Source organism: Streptococcus mitis (assembly GCF_946190275.1).
GTDB lineage: Bacteria > Bacillota > Bacilli > Lactobacillales > Streptococcaceae > Streptococcus > Streptococcus mitis_DC.
Map to the genome: position 1 here is coordinate 16131 of NZ_CAMHZQ010000013.1, position 25151 is coordinate 41281.

General features: G+C 37.9%; 29 protein-coding genes and 2 pseudogenes. 21 read left to right on the forward strand and 10 right to left on the reverse strand.

Annotation, left to right across the window (positions count from 1 at the left end; genetic code table 11):
• Positions 1 to 92 precede the first annotated feature (92 nt).
• The 4 genes and pseudogenes from N8M20_RS10770 to N8M20_RS07420 form a co-directional block, all read right to left on the reverse strand.
• Positions 93 to 230, reverse strand: a pseudogene (locus N8M20_RS10770) (site-specific integrase); the annotation flags it as partial.
• A gap of 485 nt (positions 231 to 715) precedes the next feature.
• Entirely contained in the window at positions 716 to 928 is a 213-nt protein-coding gene (locus N8M20_RS07410) for a hypothetical protein (protein WP_261079604.1), read from the reverse strand.
• 30 nt (positions 929 to 958) lie between these two features.
• Positions 959 to 1168, reverse strand: coding sequence for a CPCC family cysteine-rich protein (locus N8M20_RS07415; protein WP_261054403.1), 210 nt, complete (start codon positions 1166 to 1168; stop codon positions 959 to 961).
• A gap of 202 nt (positions 1169 to 1370) precedes the next feature.
• Positions 1371 to 1568, reverse strand: a pseudogene (locus N8M20_RS07420) (CPCC family cysteine-rich protein); the annotation flags it as partial.
• A gap of 203 nt (positions 1569 to 1771) precedes the next feature.
• On the opposite strand from N8M20_RS07420, the gene N8M20_RS07425 reads away from it, so the two are divergent.
• Entirely contained in the window at positions 1772 to 2059 is a 288-nt protein-coding gene (locus tag N8M20_RS07425) for a type II toxin-antitoxin system RelE/ParE family toxin (RefSeq protein ID WP_314726187.1), read from the forward strand.
• Between the two features lie 146 nt (positions 2060 to 2205).
• Here N8M20_RS07425 and N8M20_RS07430 read toward each other — a convergent pair whose 3' ends face one another.
• The 5 genes from N8M20_RS07430 to N8M20_RS07450 form a co-directional block, all read right to left on the reverse strand.
• Positions 2206 to 3690: an RNA-binding domain-containing protein gene (locus N8M20_RS07430; protein ID WP_261079605.1), complete on the reverse strand. Its 1485-nt coding sequence runs from the start codon at positions 3688 to 3690 to the stop codon at positions 2206 to 2208.
• A 439-nt stretch (positions 3691 to 4129) separates the two neighbouring features.
• Positions 4130 to 4279, reverse strand: a complete 150-nt coding sequence (rpmG, locus tag N8M20_RS07435) for a 50S ribosomal protein L33 (protein WP_001265622.1) — start codon at positions 4277 to 4279, stop codon at positions 4130 to 4132.
• Between the two features lie 15 nt (positions 4280 to 4294).
• Complete coding sequence (rpmF, locus tag N8M20_RS07440; protein WP_000290417.1) at positions 4295 to 4477, reverse strand: 50S ribosomal protein L32; 183 nt, start codon at positions 4475 to 4477, stop codon at positions 4295 to 4297.
• Positions 4478 to 4628: 151 nt separating this feature from the next.
• Complete coding sequence (locus N8M20_RS07445; protein WP_050289220.1) at positions 4629 to 4829, reverse strand: type II toxin-antitoxin system antitoxin; 201 nt, start codon at positions 4827 to 4829, stop codon at positions 4629 to 4631.
• 2 nt (positions 4830 to 4831) lie between these two features.
• The gene (locus N8M20_RS07450; RefSeq protein WP_261079606.1) at positions 4832 to 5839 is read right to left on the reverse strand and encodes an SPFH domain-containing protein; all 1008 of its coding nucleotides are present in this window, start codon (positions 5837 to 5839) and stop codon (positions 4832 to 4834) included.
• A 191-nt stretch (positions 5840 to 6030) separates the two neighbouring features.
• On the opposite strand from N8M20_RS07450, the gene N8M20_RS07455 reads away from it, so the two are divergent.
• The 6 genes from N8M20_RS07455 to ilvD all read left to right on the forward strand — a co-directional run bounded on the left by N8M20_RS07455 (position 6031) and on the right by ilvD (position 13432).
• Positions 6031 to 8061 (forward strand): BglG family transcription antiterminator, encoded by a 2031-nt coding sequence (locus N8M20_RS07455; protein ID WP_261079607.1) that lies wholly within the window; start codon positions 6031 to 6033, stop codon positions 8059 to 8061.
• 3 nt (positions 8062 to 8064) lie between these two features.
• Positions 8065 to 8349: a PTS sugar transporter subunit IIB gene (locus N8M20_RS07460; protein WP_000912476.1), complete on the forward strand. Its 285-nt coding sequence runs from the start codon at positions 8065 to 8067 to the stop codon at positions 8347 to 8349.
• A gap of 12 nt (positions 8350 to 8361) precedes the next feature.
• The gene (locus N8M20_RS07465; protein WP_000975299.1) at positions 8362 to 9708 is read left to right on the forward strand and encodes a PTS ascorbate transporter subunit IIC; all 1347 of its coding nucleotides are present in this window, start codon (positions 8362 to 8364) and stop codon (positions 9706 to 9708) included.
• 3 nt (positions 9709 to 9711) lie between these two features.
• Positions 9712 to 10569: a transketolase gene (locus tag N8M20_RS07470; protein WP_033687490.1), complete on the forward strand. Its 858-nt coding sequence runs from the start codon at positions 9712 to 9714 to the stop codon at positions 10567 to 10569.
• Positions 10566 to 11498, forward strand: a complete 933-nt coding sequence (locus N8M20_RS07475; protein WP_023947581.1) for a transketolase family protein — start codon at positions 10566 to 10568, stop codon at positions 11496 to 11498. Before N8M20_RS07470 ends, N8M20_RS07475 begins: the two co-directional genes overlap by 4 nt.
• Before the next feature lie 230 nt (positions 11499 to 11728).
• Entirely contained in the window at positions 11729 to 13432 is a 1704-nt protein-coding gene (gene ilvD / locus N8M20_RS07480) for a dihydroxy-acid dehydratase (protein ID WP_000137346.1), read from the forward strand.
• 213 nt (positions 13433 to 13645) lie between these two features.
• Here the strand turns inward: ilvD and N8M20_RS07485 are convergent, their stop codons facing one another.
• Positions 13646 to 13987 carry a metal-sulfur cluster assembly factor gene (locus N8M20_RS07485; RefSeq protein WP_261079608.1) on the reverse strand — a complete coding sequence of 114 codons (342 nt, stop codon included), beginning with the start codon at positions 13985 to 13987 and terminating at the stop codon, positions 13646 to 13648.
• Positions 13988 to 14110: 123 nt separating this feature from the next.
• Here N8M20_RS07485 and N8M20_RS07490 point away from each other — a divergent pair, with 123 nt between their 5' ends.
• From N8M20_RS07490 to N8M20_RS07555, 14 genes are all read left to right on the forward strand, one after another.
• On the forward strand, positions 14111 to 14962 hold the full coding sequence (locus N8M20_RS07490; RefSeq protein ID WP_261079609.1) for a helix-turn-helix domain-containing protein: 852 nt from the start codon (positions 14111 to 14113) through the stop codon (positions 14960 to 14962).
• Between the two features lie 303 nt (positions 14963 to 15265).
• The gene (locus N8M20_RS07495) at positions 15266 to 16513 is read left to right on the forward strand and encodes an MFS transporter (protein ID WP_261079610.1); all 1248 of its coding nucleotides are present in this window, start codon (positions 15266 to 15268) and stop codon (positions 16511 to 16513) included.
• A 275-nt stretch (positions 16514 to 16788) separates the two neighbouring features.
• Positions 16789 to 18069, forward strand: a complete 1281-nt coding sequence (hisS, locus tag N8M20_RS07500; RefSeq protein WP_261079611.1) for a histidine--tRNA ligase — start codon at positions 16789 to 16791, stop codon at positions 18067 to 18069.
• Positions 18069 to 18536 carry a hypothetical protein gene (locus N8M20_RS07505; protein WP_314726188.1) on the forward strand — a complete coding sequence of 156 codons (468 nt, stop codon included), beginning with the start codon at positions 18069 to 18071 and terminating at the stop codon, positions 18534 to 18536. Before hisS ends, N8M20_RS07505 begins: the two co-directional genes overlap by 1 nt.
• Before the next feature lie 9 nt (positions 18537 to 18545).
• Positions 18546 to 18752, forward strand: coding sequence for a helix-turn-helix transcriptional regulator (locus N8M20_RS07510; RefSeq protein ID WP_001176233.1), 207 nt, complete (start codon positions 18546 to 18548; stop codon positions 18750 to 18752).
• Positions 18752 to 18940 carry a hypothetical protein gene (locus N8M20_RS07515; RefSeq protein ID WP_261079612.1) on the forward strand — a complete coding sequence of 63 codons (189 nt, stop codon included), beginning with the start codon at positions 18752 to 18754 and terminating at the stop codon, positions 18938 to 18940. Before N8M20_RS07510 ends, N8M20_RS07515 begins: the two co-directional genes overlap by 1 nt.
• Positions 18927 to 19124 (forward strand): hypothetical protein, encoded by a 198-nt coding sequence (locus N8M20_RS07520; RefSeq protein WP_153193668.1) that lies wholly within the window; start codon positions 18927 to 18929, stop codon positions 19122 to 19124. Before N8M20_RS07515 ends, N8M20_RS07520 begins: the two co-directional genes overlap by 14 nt.
• Positions 19125 to 19126: 2 nt before the next feature.
• A complete protein-coding gene (locus N8M20_RS07525) occupies positions 19127 to 19867 on the forward strand; it encodes a DUF3169 family protein (protein ID WP_261079613.1) in 741 nt (246 codons plus the stop codon).
• A gap of 10 nt (positions 19868 to 19877) precedes the next feature.
• Positions 19878 to 20702 (forward strand): ABC transporter ATP-binding protein, encoded by an 825-nt coding sequence (locus N8M20_RS07530; RefSeq protein ID WP_261079614.1) that lies wholly within the window; start codon positions 19878 to 19880, stop codon positions 20700 to 20702.
• Positions 20695 to 21393 (forward strand): ABC transporter permease, encoded by a 699-nt coding sequence (locus N8M20_RS07535; protein ID WP_261079615.1) that lies wholly within the window; start codon positions 20695 to 20697, stop codon positions 21391 to 21393. The genes N8M20_RS07530 and N8M20_RS07535 overlap by 8 nt, the downstream gene beginning before the upstream one ends.
• Positions 21394 to 21402: 9 nt before the next feature.
• Positions 21403 to 22044 carry a CPBP family intramembrane glutamic endopeptidase gene (locus tag N8M20_RS07540; RefSeq protein WP_000771203.1) on the forward strand — a complete coding sequence of 214 codons (642 nt, stop codon included), beginning with the start codon at positions 21403 to 21405 and terminating at the stop codon, positions 22042 to 22044.
• Positions 22045 to 22061: 17 nt separating this feature from the next.
• On the forward strand, positions 22062 to 22292 hold the full coding sequence (locus N8M20_RS07545) for a membrane protein (protein WP_000832193.1): 231 nt from the start codon (positions 22062 to 22064) through the stop codon (positions 22290 to 22292).
• 153 nt (positions 22293 to 22445) lie between these two features.
• Positions 22446 to 24209: an aspartate--tRNA ligase gene (gene aspS / locus N8M20_RS07550; protein ID WP_261079616.1), complete on the forward strand. Its 1764-nt coding sequence runs from the start codon at positions 22446 to 22448 to the stop codon at positions 24207 to 24209.
• Positions 24187 to 25128, forward strand: coding sequence for a YitT family protein (locus N8M20_RS07555; protein WP_061087501.1), 942 nt, complete (start codon positions 24187 to 24189; stop codon positions 25126 to 25128). Before aspS ends, N8M20_RS07555 begins: the two co-directional genes overlap by 23 nt.
• Positions 25129 to 25151: the final 23 nt, after the last annotated feature.

Here is a 25151-nt window from a genome sequence, read left to right on the forward strand (position 1 = left end):
TTTTCATTATAGGTCTTATGGGACTTTTTTTCTACACAAAATAGGCTCCATAATATCCATAGGGGGTTACCCACTACAAATATTATAGAGCCTTCTTTATATGGTATTCCAGAGTTTAGCAAAAGACTAGCGTGTGTGTGTCTAAAACCGTGGAATCCAATATTAGGGACACCAGCATGTTTGAAACGTGTGTTTAAATGAGTTGATAGTGTTTTATTGTTTGGGTATTGAGGAAATAAAAGAAGTTTAAACGTCTGTCATTTTAAATTTGATGTTTATAAAATGATTAGCAGATAAGAAAAGGAACAACTTGCCTTAGTTGCTTTCAGAATGACAAGGAGATAAGAGAGATAAAACGCTTCTTAATTGCTTATTTAGTGGTATGAGAGTAGTCTTGAAGTAAGAGTGAACCAAGAGAAAATAAAAAAGCACCTAGAATAATCTAAGTACTTAAGAGTAGTGGACGGTGTGCCTGTCCCATCATCTCATACTATGAAGTTGCGTAGCGACACTATTATTTCTACCTCACTTCTCTTTAAACTAATTATATCATAAAGGAGTAGCAGCTTGACCACTGACGAAGTAGAAAATAAGCTAAAAAGCATTAAAAACTTGATAAAGCAATTCATAACTTAGACTTGAAGATCAGTGATTGTATGATGTAGGACGTGAGATATTCGCAAGACGATTTATAGATAGATTAAAGCTATTTCAGTTATATGAGGTACTGGTCGATTTTATAAGTAATTTCAACTTTCTTGATTTCATCTTCAAAGAGTTTAATCCATCTGGTTCCAGAATTAACAGATAATCCATCAAGTTCTTCATCATAGACATCTTTGTCCTCGTAAAGAGCTACGCCTTTAAATATTTGGCCATCAATATCGGTGATTCTGACAACCTTATTATTAAATTTTCTAAGATCCATCAGTCTCTCCTTTCGTAGTACTATAGTCTGTTATATTATTGGAATTCCATTAACATAAGCTTCTTTAGCCTCCGCAAGGGTCATTTTATTTGGACCGCCATCGATATTAAATGCTCCTGTATTTTGCCAATGGCAAACATCGCAAATATCATATGTTTCTACTAAATTTCCGTACACAGGACAATTCACATGTTCCCATCCATCAACCATTATTATGTTCTCTTTTCCAGTCTTATTCATTTAAGGTTACTCCCAACACTATACAAATATATTAGCTATTTCTATACACTACTTTTTCTATTTCGTTGATTGTAATTGTTATGGTATCCCAGTCTTTGGGTGAATCGCCTATATCAGCAATAAAAGTATCTTCGCTTAACTTTTCGACAATTGTCGCCGTTTGACCGTTTTTTAACAACACCGTATCAAATTCTATAATTTTTACGACTTTTCTCCTTGCGTAAGCTTCTTTGGCTTCGGCGAGAGTAATCTTGTTAGGGCCACCGTCAATATTTATAATACCAGTATTTTGCCAACGACAAACGTCACAAATATCATAGTCCATAACTTCAGTTCCGCAAACAGGGCAATTTAACCATAAATATCCATCAATTTCCCATGTCTTTTTTGATTTATCCATATAAATCCCTCCTTCATAAACCCACCTTTCCATCATTATACTGCAAACCGAGGGGGATTGCTAATAATTGAGTGTGTATTCCAGATGTAGTATGATAGTATTATTAGGTAATAAAAAAGCACGTTTGAACGTGCTAGTTTCTTGCCTGCTGAACTCATCATTTTAAGTCCTTTTTTGTTACCCTTTATGTTTTCTCAACTTATTTGAATTTAATAGTTTTAGAGAAAATCAAGTTAGATTTAGAGCAGGCAGGAGCAAACACAGTTAAGAATATTCTTTATGGTTTGAAGCAGCTTGAAGTTTTCCCAGAAGCAGGATTTGATGCTGATGAAAGATTAGGAGGTATTATATACCCACCCCACAAAACTCGATGCATTATTTTAGGCGATTACCTAGCCTTCTATCATATTTTAGAGGATAGAAAAGAAGTCTTTGTATCAGATATTATTCATTGTAAACAGAACTACATCTGCTTGTTCAAGAAAAAATAACGCCTATAAAGTGTACTGCACCCCAAAAGTTAGATTTTTCTGTCTAACTTTTGGGGTGCAGTACACTTGAGCCTGCGTTTTGGTTTCCGCAAATTTTGAGAAAGACCATATTATTTCAAAAATTTTTAGGAATGAAAATAAAATATTTAATATTTAGTCATGAAATCTCCAAGATTTTTGATTTGTTGTTTAATGATGTGGTATTGTTCAGTTGAGCTTTTAGGGAGAACATATCTTGTAGATCGTCCCTTACCTTCTATTTCAATATACTTTTTATTTTGTAGAGATTTCAAATTTTCTCTAAATTTATACTCAGTCATGAGAGAATTTTCGAGGACATCATTTTTAGTAATGCTACCATTTTTAATGATATATTCAAGTATTATCTTTTCATTATCTGATGTATCCGCATAAGAAGACAATAAGTCTACTTTCCAGATTGTAACAACAGTACTATCAAAGGTAGTGCTTACCTCAGGGATTTTTAGTTTATATTTTTCGGAAATATCAAAAATTTTTGGTCCACCTGATCCAGCTTTTTCGGACATCCCAATTCTACGGAATAATGAAGAGATTGTACTATTTCGCGTTTTGGAAGTTCCGCCATGTATAAATTCGGGAATAGAAATTTTCATCTTACCTGGATTTTTAAATTCATAGAAGTCTTGATAAGCTGTAATAACTATAGGAGAATCAAAGTCATAGTAAGCATGCATTAAGCAGTTTACCAAAGCTTCACGTATAGATTCAGATAGGTCTTTCTTGAATGGTAAACGGTGGGCAGATTCGTTATTAAACTCAAATCTATCATTTGTTGTAGTAGTTAATTTCTTATATGCTAAATTGAAAAAATCAAACATGTTTAAATCAGGGTACATCATATCCCCTGTTGAAATTCTATCGTTCCACCTAGTTGAAAGGGAGGTATCTTTTTCAAAATAGTCTAATTGAAATTTGGGATAACGAGAAATGATAGAATTGTACTTTCCAAAAAATATTAGTCCTCCTGCGGTTAATTTATATGTATTATCAATCCTGTCTTTTTTAAATACACCAATTTCGATTAGAAAATTTCTCAACGAAATGCTATTATATTTTGTATTACCAGTAAGTTCAATTAATAATTGCTTGTAATGTTCTATTGTATCTAAATTTAAATCATTTTCGTCAAAATTATTAAGCAACTCACTATCAATATCATCATGAGAACTAGTCATCAGATATTTAAGTTCTTCTTTATCAAGTCGAACATCGCCTTCACCTAATCTTTTATATGACTCACGATAATCATTTTTTAGATGGACGGGTTTTTGGTGAGGATTCGCTTCTCTTACAGTGATTACCATGAGTTGTTTACTTTTGCCTGGAATGTCAATGTATTCAATATCATTATCGGTAAGTAAGTTACAGCTAACTTTTTGTTTGTTTGCGACTAAAGCGAATAAATTGTCTCGTATTTTTTGAGGATTATTGACTCCTTGGTAGGGGTCAATATTTTTTTCGTCTATCCCGAGAATTATTTTCCCGCCATTTGTATTTGCAAATGCTGAGTAGGTTTCCCAGAAAGACTCTGGAAGATTGTTTTTAGCTTTTTTGTACTCTAAATCAACCCCTTCAAATTTTAAGTCCATATTTTTCCTTTCTAAAATATAATGTTACTGAAATTTATTTTTTAAAATGATTGTCACGCGAAAAAGTAAATTTGATAGATAATTAAAATCGTTGATTTCATCGTATTTATAAGATATATTTTAAAATATTCACGCGAAAATCACGCGAAAATCACGCGAATATTTGTAATCAAAATTCAATTGAAAAATGTCGAATTTTCAATAATAAAATAGATGGATTTAAAATCTATTTTATTATAACACAGAGATAAGAAAAAATAGATAGTGAGACAAGTTTAAATAGAATTACTCGCTATGAAATGTTAATTACTTTTGATTGCTTAACAAATATAGTCAAAAATGTAGTCATTCGAATGATTTTTCTTACAATGTACTGAAATTAACAAAAGAAAAAAACGCTTGAATGCGTTTTTCTTCTGTATTGATTCGTATTGAATGCTTACTTCACCTCTGTAAACACAACGTGTTTGCGAAGTTTTGGTGAGTATTTCTTCAATTGAAGACGGTCTGGAGTGTTACGTTTGTTTTTAGAAGTAAGGTACAAGCGTTCACCAGATTCTTTGTGTTCAAGTGTAATATTTACGCGCATGGTATCTCCCTTCTATTATTCAGCTGATGCAGCTTTAGCGATTTTACGTCCTTTGTAGTATCCTTTAAGTGATACACGGTGAGAACGTGAGTAATCTCCAGTAGTTTCGTCAAAGTTTACAGATGGAGCTGTTACTTTGTAGTGTGTACGACGTTTGTTTTTCTTCGCTTTTGAAGTGCGACGTGCAGGTACTGCCATTTTGATTTCTCCTTTAGGTATTTATATTCGATTCAATCTACTGATTTTCATCAACCATACTAGGATAACACATTTTTTTTGTAAAGTAAAGTTACTTGACAAAAAAAGATGAAAAAATTCTCCTGTCCGACCTAGCAGACAGGAGAAGGTCTTAAATATCAATCTCAAATGGTTCGTCAATGGTTTCTGATACGTATTTTCCGTCTTTCTTCCGTTGTTTGATACATTCTGTGAGGAGATATTCGATTTGCCCATTGACTGAACGAAAGTCGTCTTCTGCCCATGATGCGAGTGCAGCGTATAACTTTGTTGAGAGTCGAAGGGGGATCTGCTTTTTTTTAGCTTCAGCCATCTTTAGTAAAGACTTCCTGTGTTGACAATTGGTTGTGCATCATGATTTCCACAGAGGACGACTAGGAGATTTGAAACCATGGCAGCTTTTCGTTCTTCGTCAAGCTCTACCAATTCTCCTTCATTGAGACGTTCCAGGGCCATTTCAACCATACCCACAGCGCCATCGACAATCATTTTACGGGCATCAATAATGGCTGATGCTTGTTGGCGTTGAAGCATGACGGCTGCAATTTCTGGTGCATAAGCTAGGTAAGTGATACGTGCTTCAAGGATTTCCAAGCCAGCATCCTCAACGCGACTTTGGATTTCCTCACGAATACGGTTAGCAACAATTTCGCTAGAGCCACGGAGACTACCTTCATCTGCTTGCCCGTCACCTGTAGTATCCACATTAGGAGACACATCGTAAGGGTAGATGCGGACAATATTACGGAGAGCGCTATCACATTGCAATGAAAGATATTCTTTGTAGTTGTCAACGTTGAAGACTGCCTTAGCGGTATCGACAACTTTCCAAGTTACCGCGATACCGATTTCTACAGGATTTCCTAGACAATCATTGATTTTTTGGCGAGAATTGCTCAAGGTCATAACCTTGAGGGAAATCTGTTTCTTGCCAATTTCAAGATTTACATCATTGCCATTTGATGATTTCATCCCTGAAAAAGGAGATTTCGTGCTAACGTCACCACTTTGTCCAAGTCGAGTGTGGTTTGCAGGGTTGACTGCTACGCTGAAGGGATTGACAAAGTAAAAACCAGGTTCTTTGATGGTACCTGTATAGTTACCAAAAAGGGTCAAAACCAGAGCTTCCTGAGGTTTGACAACTTTTAAACCAGCATGAGCTAGGCCTGCAATTAAGCTTAATAAAAGTCCGATAATAATTCCAAAAATGTTTTCCGAACCAGCACCCATTATAAGTATAAAGACACCAAGTACGAGTGTCAACTCAATGAGAATCAATGCGAATACACCATTTGGTTTTGAATTGATGAGTTTTTCAGTCATAAGAATGACCTCCTATTATTTGATATCTAAATGATATCACTTTGTATTTAAAAGTCAATAGAAAGTTGAAAAATAATCACTAAAAAGTTTCAGCCCAATAATTACTTGTAGGAGGTGAGATTATATTGTGCTGAAATACTCTTTTATTCTTATAACTTTTACACTATAATTGTAGTTAGAAAGGAAGAGAAATGTTTGATTATAGAGCACTAGTTATTTTGATGACTTTGATGGATCATTGTGAGCTATCATTATATGAATTATCTGTTAAGGTGAGCTTACCTATAAAGGAAGTCAAAGAAGGAATAGATTATTTAGTGCCTTATCTAGCTAATAAAGGGATAGTGCTGGATAAAAAACAAGGCCGCTATAGTTTATCAAATCGTACGAAGCAGTCTTTGACAGATATTATTAAGTCGGATGAATTGGTTTTACCAAAATCGACTCGCTTAGCATTAATCTATCTTTACACTTTTTGCCGATTAGATTTTATATCGAATAATCATTATCAAGACTTTTTGAAAGTAAGTAAGAATACAACCTTATCTGATATTCAATCATTAAGAAAGATTATGTTAGATAATGATTTGGAGCTAGGGTACAGTAGAGCAAAAGGTTATACTTTACACGGTTCAGAGTGGAATAAGCATCGTTTAGCTTTTCAAATGGTTAGTGAGCTGCTGGAATCCTCCATAGGGATTTGGGGTTTGGATTATGTTTTATCTAGTTGGGGGTATTCATTAACTTATGATTTGATTGATCAGGTGGTTAAAGATTATTATGAAAAGCTACAGATAGTACCTATTGTTAATCAATTAAAAGTTTGTCTTTTTGGGTTAGTATTCATTATATGTAGGTATCAAAGAGATGTTGAAAGAGTATATCTTTCAGAGACATTAGTATCTCCTATTATTCAAGATATAACGACTATTTTATTGGATACAGTAGTTGATTTGGGAATTATAGATACGGTGTTTTCAGAGGATGATTATCGCTATATCACAGTTTTATTATCAAGTTGCTTTGAAGGGGAAGTAGATGTTGCTCCGGTTTACTTTAATCAATTAACAGAGGCTATTATAAGTAGAATGGAAGATATTTCTTTGTTACATTTTAAACAAAGGGAAGTATTGAGAGAAAATCTTCGCCGCCACCTTATACCGGCTTACTATAGATTAAAGTTCGGCTTACCTAGTTCAAATGAATATGTGTTGCATGTTAAAGAACATTATCCTGATTTATTTGAACTAGTAAAAGATTCTTTGACTCCCTTGATGGACGCTATTGACAAGCCCATACCTGATAGTGAAACAGCATATTTTGTTATCCATTTTGGAGGTTATTTAAAGAAAGCAGATACTTTGCCTCAAAAATGTTATAAAGCAGCAATTATCTGTCCTAATGGGATTAGTTCTTCATTGATGTTAAAAGAGAATCTATTAGCATTATTTCCTCAAATTGAGTTTATAGGAACCTCGAAGATTGATGATTTACAGAAGAAAACTACTAGTGACTATGATATGGTTTTTTCTACTATAAAGGTAGAAACAGAGAAGCCAAATTATCTAGTTTCTGTTATGATGACGGAAGAGCAAACAACGCAGTTAGTTGAATTGGTATCAAAAGATTTCCCAGATACAGGTTATCGAGATATTGAGCTTAATCAGATAATTAGCATAGTAAGAAGATATAGTGTAATCACACAAGAATTAGAGTTAAAATTAGCATTAAAGAGGTATCTCTATCAAGAAATGAACAGAAAGGAAGTGTTACCATTGTTAGAAGAATTAATTACAAAAGAAACTTATCAGGTTAGTTCGGAAAAATTAGGATGGAAGGAGGCAATTCGTTTAGCAGCTAAACCACTTTTGGATCAAGATAAGATAACTGAGAACTACCCTGAGGCAATGATTCAAAAAGTAGAAGAGTTTGGGCCTTTTATTAATTTAGGGAAGGGAGTAGCAATTCCTCACGCTCGGCCAGATGAAGGTGTGAATGAAATAGGAATGTCAATGTTAGTTTTGGAAGAACCGATTTATTTATTGGATGATCCGGAACAAGAGGTAAGATTGTTGATTTGTATTGCAGCCATTGATAATGAGAGTCATTTAAAGGCTTTGTCACATCTAACAACAATTTTAAGAGATAAAAATCATGTTCAAACTTTAATATCATCAAAAAACTATGATGACATTGAAATGATAATTAAACAGGAGGATTAGATAATGTTAAAAATTGGTACAGCTTGTGGTTCAGGATTAGGTTCAAGTTTTATGGTACAGATGAATATTGAATCTGTATTGAGTGATTTGAATGTTTCAGATGTAGAAGTTGAACACTATGATTTAGGTGGAGCAGATCCAAATGCAGCTGATATTTGGATTGTTGGTCGTGATCTAGCTGATTCAGCTAGTCATCTTGGAGATGTTCGTATCTTAAATAGTATTATTGATATGGATGAACTACGAGAATTAATTACTAAACTTTGTGAAGAAAAAGGACTTATATAGGAGGCTAGCGTCATGATGAAGTTCATATTGGATATTGTTAGTACACCAGCTATTTTAGTAGCTTTAATTGCAATCTTAGGATTAGTTCTTCAGAAGAAGAAATTACCTGATATTATTAAAGGTGGAATTAAGACCTTTGTTGGGTTCTTAGTTGTATCTGGTGGTGCAGGAATTGTACAAAATTCTTTGAATCCATTTGGTACCATGTTTGAACATGCTTTTCATTTATCTGGAGTTGTTCCGAATAATGAAGCAATTGTAGCTGTAGCTTTAACGACATATGGCTCAGCTACTGCAATGATTATGTTTGCAGGTATGGTATTCAATATCTTAATCGCTCGTTTTACTCGATTCAAATATATCTTTTTAACAGGGCACCACACTCTATATATGGCGTGTATGATTGCGGTCATTTTATCAGTTGCTGGCTTTACAAGTTTGCCTCTTATCTTACTAGGAGGATTAGCACTCGGTATCATTATGAGTATTTCCCCAGCATTTGTGCAAAAATATATGGTTCAATTAACTGGAAATGACAAGGTGGCTTTAGGTCATTTCAGTTCTTTGGGATATTGGTTGAGTGGTTTTACTGGTAGCCTTATCGGTGACAAATCAAAATCAACAGAGGACATTAAATTTCCAAAGAGTTTAGCTTTTTTACGTGATAGTACTGTTAGTATTACTTTATCCATGGCAGTTATCTACATTATTGTAGCTATCTTTGCAGGGTCAGAATATATAGAAAAAGAAATCAGTAGTGGTACAAGTGGTCTAGTTTATGCTTTACAATTAGCAGGTCAATTTGCAGCAGGGGTATTTGTTATTTTAGCAGGTGTTCGCCTTATTTTGGGTGAAATTGTTCCAGCCTTTAAAGGTATTTCAGAGCGTCTTGTACCTAATTCAAAACCTGCTTTGGATTGTCCGATTGTTTATACTTATGCACCTAATGCAGTTCTAATTGGATTTATCTCTAGTTTTGTTGGTGGTTTAGTAAGTATGGCAATTATGATTGCTTCAGGAACAGTTGTTATCTTACCAGGCGTTGTGCCTCATTTCTTCTGTGGAGCGACCGCAGGTGTCATTGGGAATGCATCTGGTGGTGTTCGAGGAGCCACTATTGGAGCATTTTTACAAGGCATTTTAATCAGTTTTCTTCCAGTCTTTTTAATGCCAGTTTTGGGAGGACTTGGTTTCCAAGGATCAACTTTCTCAGATGCAGATTTTGGTCTATCAGGAATTATTTTAGGAATGTTGAATCAATTTGGCTCACAAGCAGGTATTGTTATTGGCCTTGTTCTTATTCTAGCAGTTATGTTTGGAGTATCCTTTATTAAAAAGCCATCTGCAAAGGAGGAATAAGGGATGATTTTAAGTGAAAATAGAGAAGATGAGTTAAGAAAATTTGCAACAAAAATCCGATTAAATACTCTTAGAACATTGAATCATCTTGGATTCGGCCATTATGGAGGGAGTCTGTCTATAGTAGAAGTTTTAGCAGTGCTTTATGGTGAAATAATGCCGATGACTCCAGAAATATTTGCGTCACGAGATAGAGATTATTTTGTTTTATCCAAGGGACATGCTGGACCAGCTTTGTACAGCACACTCTATTTGAATGGTTTCTTTGACAAAGAATTCTTACATTCTTTAAATACAAATGGAACCAAATTACCGTCTCATCCTGATAGAAATCTAACGCCGGGCATAGATATGACAACTGGCTCTTTAGGACAGGGAATTAGTGTTGCAACCGGACTTGCATATGGTCAGAGAATAAGAAAAAGTCCCTTTTATACCTATGCTATTGTTGGAGATGGTGAGTTAAATGAGGGACAATGTTGGGAGGCTATACAGTTTGCTTCTCATCAACAGTTATCTAATTTAATTGTATTTGTAGACGATAACAAAAAACAATTAGATGGTTTTACAAAGGATATTTGTAATCCAGGTGATTTTGTAGAAAAATTCTCAGCATTTGGGTTTGAATCCATTAGGGTCAATGGTTCAGATATTAGAGAAATTTATGAAGGGATTATCCAATTAAAACAGTCAAATAATTCATCCCCTAAGTGTATTGTATTAGACACTATTAAAGGTCAAGGAGTTCGAGAGCTGGAAGAAATGAAATCCAATCATCATCTTCGCCCTACTGTAGAGGAGAGACAAATGTTAACTTCAGTTGTAGAAAGATTAAGTCAGGAATTGGAGGAAACAGAATGATGAGAAGTACGAAAGAATTACGACATGTGTATAGAGATTTCCTTCTAGAAGCTAACCAAAGTTATTCTGATATAGTAGTTTTAGAAGCAGACTTGTCAAGTTCGATGGCTACTAATAATCTTGAAAAGGACTTTGGAGACCGTTATGTGAATGTTGGGATCATGGAAGCAGAAATGGTCGGGCTTGCAGCAGGTTTATCTATTCAGGGGTTTAGACCTTATCTTCATACATTTGGCCCTTTTGCTTCACGAAGAGTATTTGATCAATTATTTATTTCTCTTGGGTACGCACAATTGGATGCCACTGTGATTGGCTCAGATGCAGGAGTAACGGCAGAGATGAATGGTGGAACACATATGCCATTTGAAGAAATTGGATTGTTACGTTTAATTCCTAAATCAATCATTTTTGAAGCAACTGATGATATCCAATTTCGTGAAATCTTGAACCAGACATTAGAATTAAAAGGACTAAAATATATTCGAACAATTAGAAAAGCTCCAGAGGCTGTATATCAAGGTGGAGAAGATTTTTCTAAAGGCTACATTGAGTTAAGACACGGTGAAGATGTTGTAATAGTTGCTTCTGGCATAATGGTTGCTCCAAGTATTCGAGTTGCGGATGAACTGTCTAAATTAGGTTATTCAGTAGGTGTGATAGATTTATTTAGAATCAAACCGATACCAGAACAGATAAAAACAATGTTAAGCGGAAAAACTATATTTACTGTAGAAAACCACAATCAGATAGGTGGAATTGGCAGTGCTTTATGTGAATTATTCTCTGATGATGGAATAACAAAAATTCATCGGATGGGTGTTCAAGAAAGATTCGGTCAAGTAGGGAAAATGGATTATCTTCTTAATGAGTATGGTTTGAGTGAATCGAATATAAAAGAGAAAGTTTTAGCGTTTTATAATGCAAGATAGATGTTAAATACACTTATCTGAAAGAACTTTTGTAAAAATTACATTACGTTATTTAAAGTAAGCGGATTAAAAGCATATTCTGGTAATCAGAAAGTGCCCTGATCCGCTTTGTTGTTTTTAATTTAAAATGTTTATATGCGTATAGAATTTTCTGAAAATTCAAGAATTTTCTTCTGTTCATTGCTTTTAAAATGTGCTATAATAGTAAAAACTGAAATGGGAGGGAACAAATGACTGAATTAGATAAACGTCACCGCAGTAGCATTTATGATAGTATGGTTAAATCACCAAACCGTGCCATGCTTCGTGCGACTGGTATGACAGATAAGGACTTTGAAACACCGATTGTGGGAGTGATTTCGACTTGGGCGGAAAATACGCCATGTAACATTCACTTGCATGATTTTGGAAAATTGGCGAAAGAAGGTGTCAAATCCGCAGGTGCTTGGCCTGTACAGTTTGGGACTATTACTGTAGCGGACGGGATTGCCATGGGAACGCCTGGTATGCGTTTCTCTCTAACATCTCGTGATATCATCGCGGACTCCATTGAGGCTGCTATGGGTGGTCACAATGTGGATGCCTTTGTTGCTATCGGTGGCTGTGATAAGAACATGCCTGGTTCTATGATTGCCATTGCCAATATGGATATCCCAGCTATTTTCGCCTATGGTGGAACCATTGCACCGGGAAATCTTGATGGTAAAGACATTGACTTGGTTTCTGTCTTTGAGGGTATCGGAAAATGGAACCACGGTGACATGACAGCTGAGGACGTAAAACGTCTTGAATGTAATGCCTGCCCTGGCCCTGGTGGCTGTGGTGGTATGTACACAGCTAATACCATGGCGACTGCTATCGAAGTTTTGGGTATGAGTTTGCCAGGCTCTTCCTCTCACCCAGCTGAATCAGCTGATAAGAAAGAAGACATCGAAGCAGCAGGACGAGCTGTTGTTAAGATGCTGGAGCTTGGTCTCAAACCATCGGATATCTTGACTCGTGAAGCCTTTGAAGATGCCATCACTGTAACTATGGCTCTCGGTGGTTCTACAAATGCCACTCTTCACTTGCTTGCCATTGCCCATGCTGCCAATGTTGACTTGTCACTTGAGGACTTCAATACGATTCAAGAACGTGTGCCTCACTTGGCTGACTTGAAACCATCTGGTCAGTATGTCTTCCAAGACCTCTACGAAGTCGGTGGTGTGCCTGCGGTTATGAGATACCTCTTGGCAAATGGTTTCCTTCATGGAGATCGCATCACATGTACTGGTAAGACTGTTGCTGAGAACTTAGCTGACTTTGCAGACCTCACTCCAGGTCAAAAAGTCATCATGCCACTTGAAAATCCTAAACGTGCGGACGGTCCGCTTATCATCTTGAACGGGAACCTTGCCCCTGACGGTGCGGTTGCTAAGGTATCAGGTGTTAAAGTGCGTCGTCACGTTGGTCCAGCTAAGGTCTTTGACTCAGAAGAAGATGCGATTCAGGCCGTTCTGACAGATGAAATCGTTGATGGCGATGTAGTCGTTGTTCGTTTCGTTGGACCTAAAGGTGGTCCTGGTATGCCTGAGATGCTGTCACTTTCATCAATGATCGTTGGTAAAGGTCAAGGAGATAAGGTTGCCCTCTTGACGGATGGCCGTTTCTCTGGTGGGACTTATGGTCTGGTTGTTGGACATATCGCTCCTGAAGCTCAGGATGGTGGACCGATTGCCTACCTCCGTACAGGCGATATCGTTACGGTTGACCAAGATACCAAAGAAATTTCCATGGCCGTATCCGAAGAAGAACTTGAAAAACGCAAGGCAGAAACGACCTTGCCACCACTTTACAGCCGTGGTGTCCTCGGTAAATATGCTCACATCGTGTCATCTGCTTCACGCGGAGCCGTGACAGACTTCTGGAATATGGACAAGTCAGGTAAAAAATAAACTCAAAAAGCAAGCCAACTTCGGCTTGCTTATTTTTATATTCAAAAGTGATTTGCCTGCTTATACTCAATAAAAATCAAAGAGCAAACTAGAAAGCTAGGCGCAGGTTGCTCAAAACACTGCTTTGAGGTTGTAGATAGAACTGACGAAGTCAGTAACATATACCTACGACAAGCCGACGCTGACGTGGTTTGAAGAGATTTTTGAAGAGTATTAACGAGGTGGTAATCCAAGGGCAATACGGCCGTAGCGACTGATTCGTGTGATTTTCCAAGCAGGTGACCAGGTAACTTCAACCTTTACATCTTCAATACCCTCGATTTGTTTCAGACCTGCCACGATTTCGATAGGCAGGCTTTCGGCACAATCGCAGGCTGTGTCAGTGAAGGTCATGACAATCTTACAGAGGCCTGCTTCGTTCAGATTGATTTCATAAATCAGCCCTAGATTGTAAACATCCAATTCCACATCTGTATCAAAAACCTTCTCTAGTTTTTCGATAATTTGGTCTTGTAAGGCCAAAGCACGGTCATTGATTTTGATATCGTCTCTCATTACAGTCCCTCCACGTGATAAATATCCTCTATTTTCTCATAATTCTGACAATTTGGCAAGTTTTTGATGAATTTTCTGAAAAATATGATAAAATGAAGAAAATACGGAATCAGGGAGAAGTCTATGGAGCAGATTGGAAAAGTTTTTAGACAATTACGAGAGTCAAGAAATATCTCGCTGAGACAGGCAACTGGTGGACAATTTTCTCCGTCCATGTTGTCCCGATTTGAAACAGGTCAGAGTGAGCTTTCGGTGGAAAAGTTTCTATTTGCCTTGGGAAATATATCTGCCAGTGTGGAGGAAATCCTCTTTCTAGCTAGAGGTTTTCAGTATGATACTGATTCTGAGTTGAGAAAAGAAATCACAGATGTCTTGGATATAAAGAATATAGCACCTCTTGAAGACCTGTATCGCAAGGAATATCAAAAGCATGCCCATTCTCAAAACAAACAGAAACATATTCTAAATGCCATTATTATCAAGTCTTATATGAAGAGCATGGATGAAACAGTAGAGTTAACGGCAGAGGAAGGGAAAGTCCTTCATGACTACTTATTTTCTACCGAGATTTGGGGAATCTATGAACTCAATTTGTTTTCAGTCAGTTCGCCGTTCTTATCTGTTTCTCTCTTTACTAGATATGTACGAGAAATGGTCCGCAAATCTGATTTTCTAATGGAAATGTCTGGAAACCGAAACCTTTTTCACACCATGCTATTGAATGGTTTTTTAGCCAGTATTGAGTGTGAAGAATTTACCAATGCCTCTTATTTTAAACGTGTCATCAAAGAGCATTTCTACAAGGAAAATGAGACCTATTTCCGAATTGTCTATTTGTGGGCGGAAGGTCTCCTTGATAGCAAGCAAGGCAGAGTCAAGGAAGGTCAGAAAAAGATGGAAGATGCTGTCCATATTTTTGAGATGCTTGGTTGTAACAAATCCGCCGAATACTATCGAAAAACGACCGATTGTTGAATATCTGCAAACTAAGAAAATAATTTGAAATTTTAAGCGATAGAACTCTTGCCCTCTCTCAGGTTATCAAAGAAGTTCTATCGTTTTTTTGCTTATTTTATGTGTTGCATATATTCAAAAGTTTTCCCTTTCAATTTCTAAGTGATATACTGTAGTCATACTTCATATAGAACTTATACTCTTCGAAAATCAAATTCAAACCACGTCAGCTTCACCTTGCCGTACTCAAGTACAGCCTTCGGCTAGCTTCCTAGTTTGCTCTTTGATTTTCATTGAGTATTTGAACAAGAAGGGAGATTACCTATGAAACTATTGTTTAGAAATCAAGCTTATCGACTCTTGACTTTGTCACGCTTTTTCAATGCTTTTGGTGCTTCGATTTTCAACCTGGTATTTATCGTCTATGCATCGACCTTGCCACAAGCCTCTTTTGCTGTTGCTATGGCAAATATTATCATGATTCTTCCGACTCTCTTTACAGTTTTTGTAGGGATTCGGGCAGATTACACGAGGGATAAGGTCAAATGGATGACCTATAGTGGTTTGTTTCAGGCGGTTTTATTTTTTCTAGCAGCCCTAGTTGTTCAGCAAGCTAGTCTCTTTGCCTTTTCTAGCCTGTGTTTGATCAATGTCATCAGTGATGTGATTAGTGATTTTGCTGGTGGTTTGCGCATGCCTCTCGTCAAGGAAAAAGTAGCTGAAGAGGATCTGATGGAAGCTTATTCTTTTTCCCAGTTCATCACCTATATTTCAGCTATTGGTGGTCAAGCTTTTGGAGTCTGGCTCTTAGGTTTATCGGTCAATAATTTTTCTCTCGTTGCGGGAATCAATGCTTGCTTTTTCCTAGTATCAGCCGTGATTCTCTTTCTAGGAAGAAGCAAGTTAAGCCTGTCAATGTCATCTCCTGATGGTGAAAAACTAAAAAATGAGAAGCTTTCTATCAAAGAGCAGTTCCTAACGATTTATCGAAATTTACGTCTCGTTTTTCTTAAAGGTGGACAGAAAAACTTTGGCTTTATGCTCTTTGCTGTCTTGCTTATCAATGCCTTGGGTGGCGCTTTAGGAAGCATCTATAACATCTTCTTTTTGAGCCATTCTCTTTTGGACTTTTCTTACACAGAGGCATTATTTATCAGTCAATTCTGTGCTTTGTTAGCAATCATCATCAGTAGCCTTACGGGCAATGATTATTTTGGGAAGCAGTCCTTGCCTAGATTGATGATGTGGGTGACCGTAGGACTCAGTCTAATTGGTCTAGCTAATTTATTCAATCAAGTCGTACTTGGTTTACTATTTCTCTTTTCAACTCTGTATGTGTCTGGTAAAGTTCAACCAAAGATTAGTGCCATGCTCATGAAAAATCTAGCTCCAGATGTTCTAGCTCGTACCAGTAATTTTTTAGGTTTATTGTTTACCTTATCCATACCTGTGGGAACAGCTTGTTTTTCACTTATAGCTGTATGGAATATACAGTTGACTTGGATGCTATTTGTTGGTCTTTCCTTGCTAGCTATTCTTTTGACAGTTATTAATCTCAAAAATGATATCTAATACCCTTCGAAAATCTCTTCAAACCACGTCAACGTCGCCTTGCCGTAGATATATGTGACTGACTTCGTCAGTCTTATCTGCAACCTCAAAACGGTGTTTTGAGCTGACTTCGTCAGTTCTATCCACAACCTCAAAACATTGTTTTGAGCAACCTGCGGCTAGTTTCCTAGTTTGCTCTTTGATTTTCATTGAGTATAAATCCTAATTTTTTTCTTACTGTTTTAATCCCTCTATTTATGGTAAAATAAGACTATTAAGTTTAAAGAGGATTCCCTATGAAATTACAAAAACCAAAAGGAACGCAGGATATTTTACCTGCTGAATCTGCCAAGTGGCAGTACGTTGAGGGCTTTGCCCGTGAAATTTTCAATCGCTATAACTATGCAGAAGTGCGCACGCCTATTTTTGAGCACTACGAGGTCATCAGCCGCTCTGTCGGAGACACAACGGATATCGTAACCAAGGAAATGTACGATTTCTATGACAAGGGTGACCGCCATATTACCCTTCGCCCAGAAGGAACTGCGCCAGTTGTCCGTTCCTATGTGGAAAATAAACTCTTCGCTCCAGAAGTGCAAAAGCCAAGCAAATTCTACTACATGGGCCCTATGTTCCGCTATGAGCGTCCACAGGCAGGGCGTTTGCGCCAGTTCCACCAGATTGGGGTTGAGTGTTTTGGCTCTAGCAATCCAGCTACCGATGTGGAAACCATTGCTATGGCAGCACACTTCTTGAAAGAAATCGGTATCCAAGGTGTCAAATTACATCTTAATACGCTTGGAAATCCTGAGAGCCGTGCGGCTTATCGTCAAGCCTTGATTGACTATTTGACACCGCTCAAGGAGACCTTATCTAAGGATAGCCAGCGTCGCTTGGAGGAAAACCCTCTCCGTGTCTTGGACTCTAAGGAAAAAGAAGACAAGGTAGCAGTAGAGAATGCGCCTTCTATCTTGGACTTCCTTGATGAAGAAAGCCAAGCTCATTTTGATGCTGTGCGTCAGATGTTGGAGAATCTTGGAGTAGACTATATCATCGATACCAATATGGTGCGTGGCCTGGACTACTACAACCACACCATTTTCGAGTTCATTACTGAGATCGAGGGTAATGACCTGACAGTCTGTGCGGGTGGTCGTTACGATGGTTTGGTTTCTTACTTTGGAGGCCCTGAAACTGCTGGATTTGGTTTTGGACTTGGTGTAGAGCGCCTGCTTCTTATCCTTGAAAAGCAAGGTGTGATCCTCCCTATTGAAAACGCCCTAGATGTTTATATCGCAGTCTTGGGAGAAGGAGCAAATGTCAAGGCTTTGGAGTTGGTACAAGCACTTCGCCAACAAGGTTTCAAAGCAGAGCGTGATTACCTCAACCGTAAGCTCAAAGCTCAGTTCAAGTCAGCCGATGTCTTTGCTGCTAAGACCCTCATCACTCTAGGAGAGAGTGAAGTCGAAAGCGGACAAGTGACGGTCAAGAACAACCAAACCCGAGAAGAAGTGCAAGTGTCACTTGAGGCTATCAGCCAAAACTTCTCAGAAATCTTTGAAAAACTAGGATTTTAATGATAGATAAACTGGTCAGGAACTTACTCCTGACCTTTTTCTTTTGCAAAATGACAAAAATAATAAACTTTTTGACAAATATGATTGTCAAAAAGAAAAAGATGTGTTACAATAAATTCAAGTTAAGAAATAGGAAGCAGAAAGGAGCTATGATGTGGGTAGTAGTATTTATACTATTTATGATTTTCTTTTATTCTAATAATTCTAAAAAAATCAAGAAACTAGAGAATAAAATCAAAAAGCTTGAGCGAAAAGAGAAAGGAAATATAGAAATGTCAAGATTATTGCAAGAAATGATTGGAAAGAAACCAATTATAACGGGAGTGTATATTGGGCCAGATAACTGGGAAGTTGTGGATGTTGACGAGGAATGGGTCAAACTACGTAGCGTTGATAAAAAGGGGAAAGAAAAATTCAAGTTGCAACGCATTGAGGATATCCAGACAGTTGAATTTGACGGAGAGTAGGTGTGTAACATGCAACTAAAAAATCGTCTAAAAGAGCTTAGAGCTCGCGATGGTCTCAATCAAACCGAACTAGCTAAGCTAGCAGAGGTTTCCAGACAGACTATCAGCCTATTAGAACGGGACGAATACACCCCGTCCGTTGTGATTGCCTTGAAAATATCTCAAATTTTCAACGAAACAGTCGAATCGGTATTTCGCTTGGAGGAGGATGAGTGATGAACATGTATAGAGTGGTTTATTATATGAGTGTTCTTGCCCTTATTGTGAATGCCTTGGCTATGATTGGAACATTACTGGGTTGGTTCTATTTTGTTGAAAGTAAGTATTTGTTTTGGATTAATTTAGTCCTCTTGTCCATTTTCAATCGGTTGAAGGAAAAGGAGAAAAATAATGAACAAGTATAAAGTGGTTTATTATGTAGTTGTCGCAGCTCTATTAGTCAGCGTATTTCTATTGATTGGAATAGACTTAGGCTGGTTTAGTCCCTATCAGAGTGACCAATTTATTTGGGCCTATTTTGCTCTTATCCCAGTCGTTGACTGGATTGAAAAGAAAGCAAATAATTTAGCAAGTGAAAAAGGAGAATGAATATGAAAAAGAATAAGAAAGGTGTCTTGTTATTTTTAATGTCTGTTGTCTTTGGAGGCTTCTTGGGCATGTTTGTAGGGATGTTTAAGGCACGTGCCGAATCCTACGAAGTTATTTTAGATGTAAAAGTCTTGATACCTTGGATATCAGCTATTTGTTTAGTATTAGGTTTCATTAGCATTCTTTTGACTTTCAATTTCTTAAAGAAAAGCAGAAAATTTCATTCCTTGTATCAAGAGGAAATGGATGATGATCTGAATGAAAGCTATTATGTGCAAATGTATCGGAATCTTGAGTTTGGAAGTATTGCTTTTAATAGTGCAAGTGTAGTGATTTTATTGGCTCTCTTCATTTCAGCAAGTGAAGTGGTTATACTAAATAGAAGCAATCTAACCTTATCTCTTTCTTTTTTGGGATTAGTGTTGACTTTTAATGCTCAAAAATATTTTTATAAAACCATTGAGATTGTTCGCCAGTTTGATATGGTATTTTTCTCTATGCCAAAGGATATCTTAGGTTATGTCAATTCTTGCGATGAAGGGGAGCGCCAGGCTAATTTGGAACAGAGTTTTCGGATTTTATTCCAATTACATCAGTATGTCTTGCCAGCTTTGTACTTTCTGATTGCTCTCTTTTCTTTACTGACAGGAGAGATTCAGTTACTAGCCTTCTTGTTTGTCGGAGCTATCCATATTTATATCAATGTGATGCAGTTACCTATGGTAAAACGCTATTTCAAATAAAGGAGTTTCTATGATTCGTGTTGAAAATGTAAGTAAAAGTTTTGGGAGCAAAAAAGCTCTTCATCAGATTTCTTTTGAGATTAAGGAAGGTGAAATCTTTGGTTTTCTTGGCCCTTCTGGCTCAGGTAAAACAACCATGATCAATGTCTTAACAGGTCAGTTGGCTGCAGATCAAGGTAAAACAGTTTTGTTAGGCAAGAATTCTCAAGATTTAACCTCAAATGATTTGGAACAAATTGGTATTGTTAGTGATGGCAGTGGTTTTTATGAAAAGATGAGTCTTTACAAAAATCTGCTCATCTATGCTAAGTTATATGGTCTCAAGTCAGATAGAGTAGTTCAGGTGCTCCAACAGGTTGGATTGGCAGATGCTAAAGATATTATCGCAGAAAAGTTATCTACTGGAATGAAACAACGAATGTTCTTGGCTCGTGCCCTTCTTAATGCTCCTAAGATTCTCTTTCTAGATGAGCCAACCAGTGGCTTAGACCCTACAACATCTAAGATGATTCATACTCTACTTCAAGAATTAAAGCAGGCGGGGACAACTATCTTTCTTACAACGCATGATATGAATGAAGCAACTCTGCTTTGTGATCGCTTATCTCTTTTGAATAAGGGGAACTTAATAGAGTATGGAAGTCCGCAAGATATCATCCAGAAGTACCATGTGGATAAGAAAGTATGTGTGGTTTATAATGATGGACGAGAACAGATAGTTCCATTTGAAGAATTACCACATTTAGATACGACAGATTTGATGGTGGTTCACTCTTGTGAGCCAACTTTAGAAGAAATCTTTATCAGATTGACAGGAGAAAAGTTAGATGTTTAGAAAATTAAATGCCCTACTATGGTTAAGATTACAAGTCCTTATTAGCAATTCATCTTTGTTGGCGACTCTATTGTTGCCTTTTGGACTGACTGTTTTATATAATGAATTTTTAAATAATAATGGACAATTGAGCCTATTTTTTCTATCTGCTAGCTTGACGATGGTCTTGAGCATGGGAAGTGGTTATATGGTATCGATTATGATGGCAGAAGATAAGGAAAAACGAAATCTTAAATCACTCCTCCTAAGTGGTGTGACAGCAACAGAATATACTTTCAGTATGCTCGTTCTCCCTATTCTGATAATGTTACTTGCTATGATTGTGCTTCCCATCTATCTTAAAGTAGATCTATCAGGTTATTTATTTGCCTACGTTATCTATTTGCTCCTAGCAACTATTAGTATTATTTTTCTCAACCTTCTAATCGGTGCGGTATCAGATACTCAGTCTAAAGCGCAAGTCTATAGTATCTTCCCTATGTTAATTGTCTCTTTTTTACCTATGATTGCTTCTCAAAATGATACGGTTCAAAAAGTGTTGGATTACTCGTTCGTTGGTCCTATTGTAAATCTTTTAAATAAAAAAGGTGGAGAAATATCTTTTTCTAACATCGGTATGTTACTTGCCTGGGTACTTGTGTTAGGGATAGCAAACCTCTTTGTATTGAAAAACAGCTATAAAGCAAGATAGGAGAACTTTATGAAATTACTTAAAAACCTTGGCTGGTTTCTTCTAGCCATTCTATCCTTTTTATTCATCTATGGCTTCATTCAGGTGCTCGCGACTACGTCGCTTGCCTTAGGCGCTTCACCCTATGCTGTGACCTTGCTCTATGTGGCCTTGGCTGGAGTTTATGTGTACGGCATTTACAAATGGTATCAGAAAGGTCCTGTTCGTATTGAGAAGAGTGGCTTCAACCGATTTATTTGGCTTCCTGCCTTGGTTTGGTTCTTATCTCTGGTTGTCCAGTTTTTCTTGCCAAATGATCCTTCAGTAAATCAGCAAATAGCGATAGACTTGACCTTGTCTCAACCACTTTTCTCATTCTTTGCGGTCGTTATTTTTGCTCCTCTGACGGAAGAACTTATCTTTAGAGGGATGTTAGCGCGCTATCTATTTCCTAAGCAGGACAATAGTAAACAAACTCTGATTTTTCTTCTGGTATCCAGTGTTCTGTTTACCTTGATTCATTTCCCAGGTGATGTGCAACAATTTTTTGTCTATTTTAGCCTTGGTTTTAGTTTGGGCTTGGCTTATATTAGCAGAAAAGGTCTGGTCTACAGTATTTCTCTCCACGCTTTGAATAATTTAGTCGGCTTTTTGATGATTCTCATGCTATAATAGAGTCAGGAGGTCACATGAAACGAGTAATTTTATTAGCAGTGATTCAAGCAGTTGTTCTATTTTTCATCATTGGGGGATTAGCTTATGCCTTCAAAGGTGATTTCTTCTATAGCCATCTCGCAGTGGTCTTTGCCCCTATTGCCGGTATCTGGCGTTTTGGGACAGCCTACACAACGGAAATCGTCCTGCCTCGAAAGGCAGCCGAAATCGCTGAAAAGCGTAAAGCAGGCAAAAATTCAAAATAAAAGAGTCCGGTGAAGTTCATCGGATTTTTTATTGGCGCTAATTTTTAGGGTCGTCACTGGATTTTTAAAGACTGGCAAACTTTTCTGCTGATTTTCATGAAGAGCCTGCGCTTTTATGGTAAAATAGTAACAGAATAAAAGAGGAGAGAAACAATGAAACGTAGTATGTATGCTGGTCGTGTTCGTGAGGAACACATCGGACAAGAAATTACCTTGAAAGGATGGGTTGGCCGTCGTCGTGACCTTGGTGGTTTGATCTTTATCGACCTTCGCGACCGTGAAGGAATTATGCAGTTGGTTATCAACCCTGAAAAAGTATCTGCAGAGGTCATGGCAACAGCTGAAAGCCTTCGTAGCGAGTTTGTTATCGAGGTGACTGGAGATGTCGTTGCGCGTGAGCAAGCCAATGATAAGTTGCCAACTGGTGCAGTTGAGTTAAACGTGACAGCTCTGACAGTGCTTAATACAGCTAAGACAACCCCATTTGAGATTAAGGATGGCATTGAGGCCAATGACGATACACGTTTGCGTTACCGTTACCTTGACCTTCGTCGTCCAGAAATGTTGGAAAATCTTAAACTTCGTGCTAAGGTGACTCACTCTATCCGTAATTACTTGGACGAGTTGGAGTTTATCGACGTGGAGACACCATTCCTTTCTAAGTCAACACCAGAAGGGGCGCGTGACTATTTGGTGCCATCTCGTGTTAATAAAGGGCATTTTTACGCCCTTCCTCAAAGTCCACAAATCACGAAACAGCTTTTGATGAATGCTGGATTTGACCGTTATTACCAAATCGTTAAATGCTTCCGTGACGAGGACTTGCGTGGAGACCGCCAGCCTGAGTTCACTCAGGTCGACTTGGAAACGTCTTTCCTTACGGAGCAAGAAATCCAAGATATCACAGAAGGATTGATTGCGCGCGTGATGAAGGAAACAAAAGGCATCGAAGTGACGCTCCCATTCCCTCGTATGAAATACGATGACGCGATGGCTCTTTACGGTTCTGATAAACCTGATACGCGTTTTGACATGTTGCTTCAGGACTTGACAGAAGTGGTCAAAGGTGTGGACTTCAAAGTCTTTTCAGAAGCCCCTGCCGTTAAAGCCATTGTGGTCAAAGGCGCTGCGGACAACTATTCACGTAAAGACATTGACAAGATGACGGAAGTAGCCAAACAGTACGGTGCCAAAGGTCTTGCTTGGGTCAAGGTTGTTGATGGAGAATTAAACGGACCAGTTGCCAAGTTCTTGACAGGCATCCAAGCAGAATTGACAGCAGCACTTGCTCTTGAAGATAAGGACTTGGTTCTCTTTGTGGCAGATACGCTTGAGGTAGCCAATGCAACGCTTGGTGCCCTTCGTGGACGTATTGCTAAAGAGCTTGGCTTGATTGATAACGATAAATTCAACTTCCTTTGGGTAGTTGACTGGCCAATGTTTGAATGGTCTGAAGAAGAAGGCCGTTACATGAGCGCCCACCATCCGTTTACCCTTCCACAGGAAGAGACAGCTCACGAACTAGAAGGTGATTTGGCTAAAGTTCGTGCCATTGCTTACGATATCGTCTTGAACGGTTATGAGCTTGGTGGTGGTAGCCTCCGTATCAACCAAAAAGATCTTCAAGAACGCATGTTCAAGGCTCTTGGTTTCTCAACTGAAGAAGCAAATGACCAGTTTGGTTTCCTTCTTGAAGCCATGGACTATGGTTTCCCACCACACGGTGGTTTGGCTATCGGTCTTGACCGTTTTGTTATGTTGCTTGCAGGAGAAGAAAATATCCGTGAAGTTATTGCCTTTCCTAAGAACAACAAGGCAACTGACCCAATGACACAAGCTCCATCAACAGTCGCTCTCAAACAACTAGAGGAACTCAGCTTACAAGTAGAAGAAGATGAAACAAGCAAAACGAATTAAGCGGTGGCGCTATTATCTGCGCCGCTTTGCTTATCAGATAAAAATTTTACGTGTCCTACAAAGCATCTCTCGTGAAAAATATGATGAGAAGATTTCGGCCTCTCTGGTCTATGGTTTTCTATCAGCAGTAGCGGTTAATTTCTTTTTCCAACCAGGGCATGTGTATTCGAGTGGTGCAACAGGTTTGGCACAGATAATCTCTGCCTTGAGTAATCACTGGTTTGGGTTTCATATTCCGATTTCGCTGACCTTCTACGCCATTAATTTTCCTTTGATGGTCTTGGCCTGGTATCAGATTGGCCATAAGTTCACTATTTTTACCTTTATCACGGTATCCATGAGTTCCTTCTTTATCCAGTTTGTCCCTGTGGCAACCTTGACGGAGGATCCTATTATCAATGCCCTTTTTGGGGGTGTTGTCATGGGCTTGGGGATTGGTTTTGCTCTTCGAAACAATATCTCCAGTGGTGGAACAGATATCGTCAGTCTGACCATTCGTAAGAAAACAGGTAAGAATGTCGGCAGTATTTCTTTCTTGGTAAATGGGACCATCATGTTGATAGCTGGTTTAACCTTTGGTTGGAAATACGCTCTCTACTCTATGATTACCATCTTTGTCTCTAGCCGTGTGACAGACGCTGTTTTTACTAAGCAAAAACGCATGCAGGCCATGATTGTGACCAATCATCCAGACAAGGTAATTGAAAAAATCCATAAAAAATTGCACCGCGGAGCAACAATGATTCACGATGCAGAAGGAACCTATAATCACGAGAGAAAGGCAGTTTTAATCACTGTCATTACACGTGCAGAGTTTAATGAATTTAAACAGATTATGAAACAGGTGGATCCAAGCGCCTTTGTCTCTGTATCTGAGAATGTCCATATTTTGGGACGGTTCGTTGAAACCGAAAATTAGTGACCAAAAAAACCAGCGCGAGC

Excerpts from the sequence above, each read along its gene's own strand:
- N8M20_RS07430 (WP_261079605.1), bottom strand. The coding sequence starts at position 3,690 with ATGGACTTAAAATTTGAAGGGGTTGATTTAGAGTACAAAAAAGCTAAA.
- N8M20_RS07535 (WP_261079615.1), top strand. The coding sequence starts at position 20,695 with ATGTTTAGAAAATTAAATGCCCTACTATGGTTAAGATTACAAGTCCTT.
- rpmF (WP_000290417.1), bottom strand. The coding sequence starts at position 4,477 with ATGGCAGTACCTGCACGTCGCACTTCAAAAGCGAAGAAAAACAAACGT.
- N8M20_RS07445 (WP_050289220.1), bottom strand. The coding sequence starts at position 4,829 with ATGGCTGAAGCTAAAAAAAAGCAGATCCCCCTTCGACTCTCAACAAAG.
- N8M20_RS07505 (WP_314726188.1), top strand. The coding sequence starts at position 18,069 with ATGATAGATAAACTGGTCAGGAACTTACTCCTGACCTTTTTCTTTTGC.
- aspS (WP_261079616.1), top strand. The coding sequence starts at position 22,446 with ATGAAACGTAGTATGTATGCTGGTCGTGTTCGTGAGGAACACATCGGA.
- N8M20_RS07545 (WP_000832193.1), top strand. The coding sequence starts at position 22,062 with ATGAAACGAGTAATTTTATTAGCAGTGATTCAAGCAGTTGTTCTATTT.
- N8M20_RS07475 (WP_023947581.1), top strand. The coding sequence starts at position 10,566 with ATGATGAGAAGTACGAAAGAATTACGACATGTGTATAGAGATTTCCTT.
- N8M20_RS07495 (WP_261079610.1), top strand. The coding sequence starts at position 15,266 with ATGAAACTATTGTTTAGAAATCAAGCTTATCGACTCTTGACTTTGTCA.
- N8M20_RS07515 (WP_261079612.1), top strand. The coding sequence starts at position 18,752 with ATGAACATGTATAGAGTGGTTTATTATATGAGTGTTCTTGCCCTTATT.
- N8M20_RS07455 (WP_261079607.1), top strand. The coding sequence starts at position 6,031 with ATGTTTGATTATAGAGCACTAGTTATTTTGATGACTTTGATGGATCAT.
- N8M20_RS07460 (WP_000912476.1), top strand. The coding sequence starts at position 8,065 with ATGTTAAAAATTGGTACAGCTTGTGGTTCAGGATTAGGTTCAAGTTTT.
- N8M20_RS07510 (WP_001176233.1), top strand. The coding sequence starts at position 18,546 with ATGCAACTAAAAAATCGTCTAAAAGAGCTTAGAGCTCGCGATGGTCTC.
- N8M20_RS07485 (WP_261079608.1), bottom strand. The coding sequence starts at position 13,987 with ATGAGAGACGATATCAAAATCAATGACCGTGCTTTGGCCTTACAAGAC.
- hisS (WP_261079611.1), top strand. The coding sequence starts at position 16,789 with ATGAAATTACAAAAACCAAAAGGAACGCAGGATATTTTACCTGCTGAA.
- N8M20_RS07470 (WP_033687490.1), top strand. The coding sequence starts at position 9,712 with ATGATTTTAAGTGAAAATAGAGAAGATGAGTTAAGAAAATTTGCAACA.
- N8M20_RS07540 (WP_000771203.1), top strand. The coding sequence starts at position 21,403 with ATGAAATTACTTAAAAACCTTGGCTGGTTTCTTCTAGCCATTCTATCC.
- N8M20_RS07490 (WP_261079609.1), top strand. The coding sequence starts at position 14,111 with ATGGAGCAGATTGGAAAAGTTTTTAGACAATTACGAGAGTCAAGAAAT.
- N8M20_RS07450 (WP_261079606.1), bottom strand. The coding sequence starts at position 5,839 with ATGACTGAAAAACTCATCAATTCAAAACCAAATGGTGTATTCGCATTG.
- N8M20_RS07520 (WP_153193668.1), top strand. The coding sequence starts at position 18,927 with ATGAACAAGTATAAAGTGGTTTATTATGTAGTTGTCGCAGCTCTATTA.
- N8M20_RS07530 (WP_261079614.1), top strand. The coding sequence starts at position 19,878 with ATGATTCGTGTTGAAAATGTAAGTAAAAGTTTTGGGAGCAAAAAAGCT.
- N8M20_RS07465 (WP_000975299.1), top strand. The coding sequence starts at position 8,362 with ATGATGAAGTTCATATTGGATATTGTTAGTACACCAGCTATTTTAGTA.
- ilvD (WP_000137346.1), top strand. The coding sequence starts at position 11,729 with ATGACTGAATTAGATAAACGTCACCGCAGTAGCATTTATGATAGTATG.
- N8M20_RS07555 (WP_061087501.1), top strand. The coding sequence starts at position 24,187 with ATGAAACAAGCAAAACGAATTAAGCGGTGGCGCTATTATCTGCGCCGC.
- rpmG (WP_001265622.1), bottom strand. The coding sequence starts at position 4,279 with ATGCGCGTAAATATTACACTTGAACACAAAGAATCTGGTGAACGCTTG.
- N8M20_RS07525 (WP_261079613.1), top strand. The coding sequence starts at position 19,127 with ATGAAAAAGAATAAGAAAGGTGTCTTGTTATTTTTAATGTCTGTTGTC.
- N8M20_RS07415 (WP_261054403.1), bottom strand. The coding sequence starts at position 1,168 with ATGAATAAGACTGGAAAAGAGAACATAATAATGGTTGATGGATGGGAA.
- N8M20_RS07410 (WP_261079604.1), bottom strand. The coding sequence starts at position 928 with ATGGATCTTAGAAAATTTAATAATAAGGTTGTCAGAATCACCGATATT.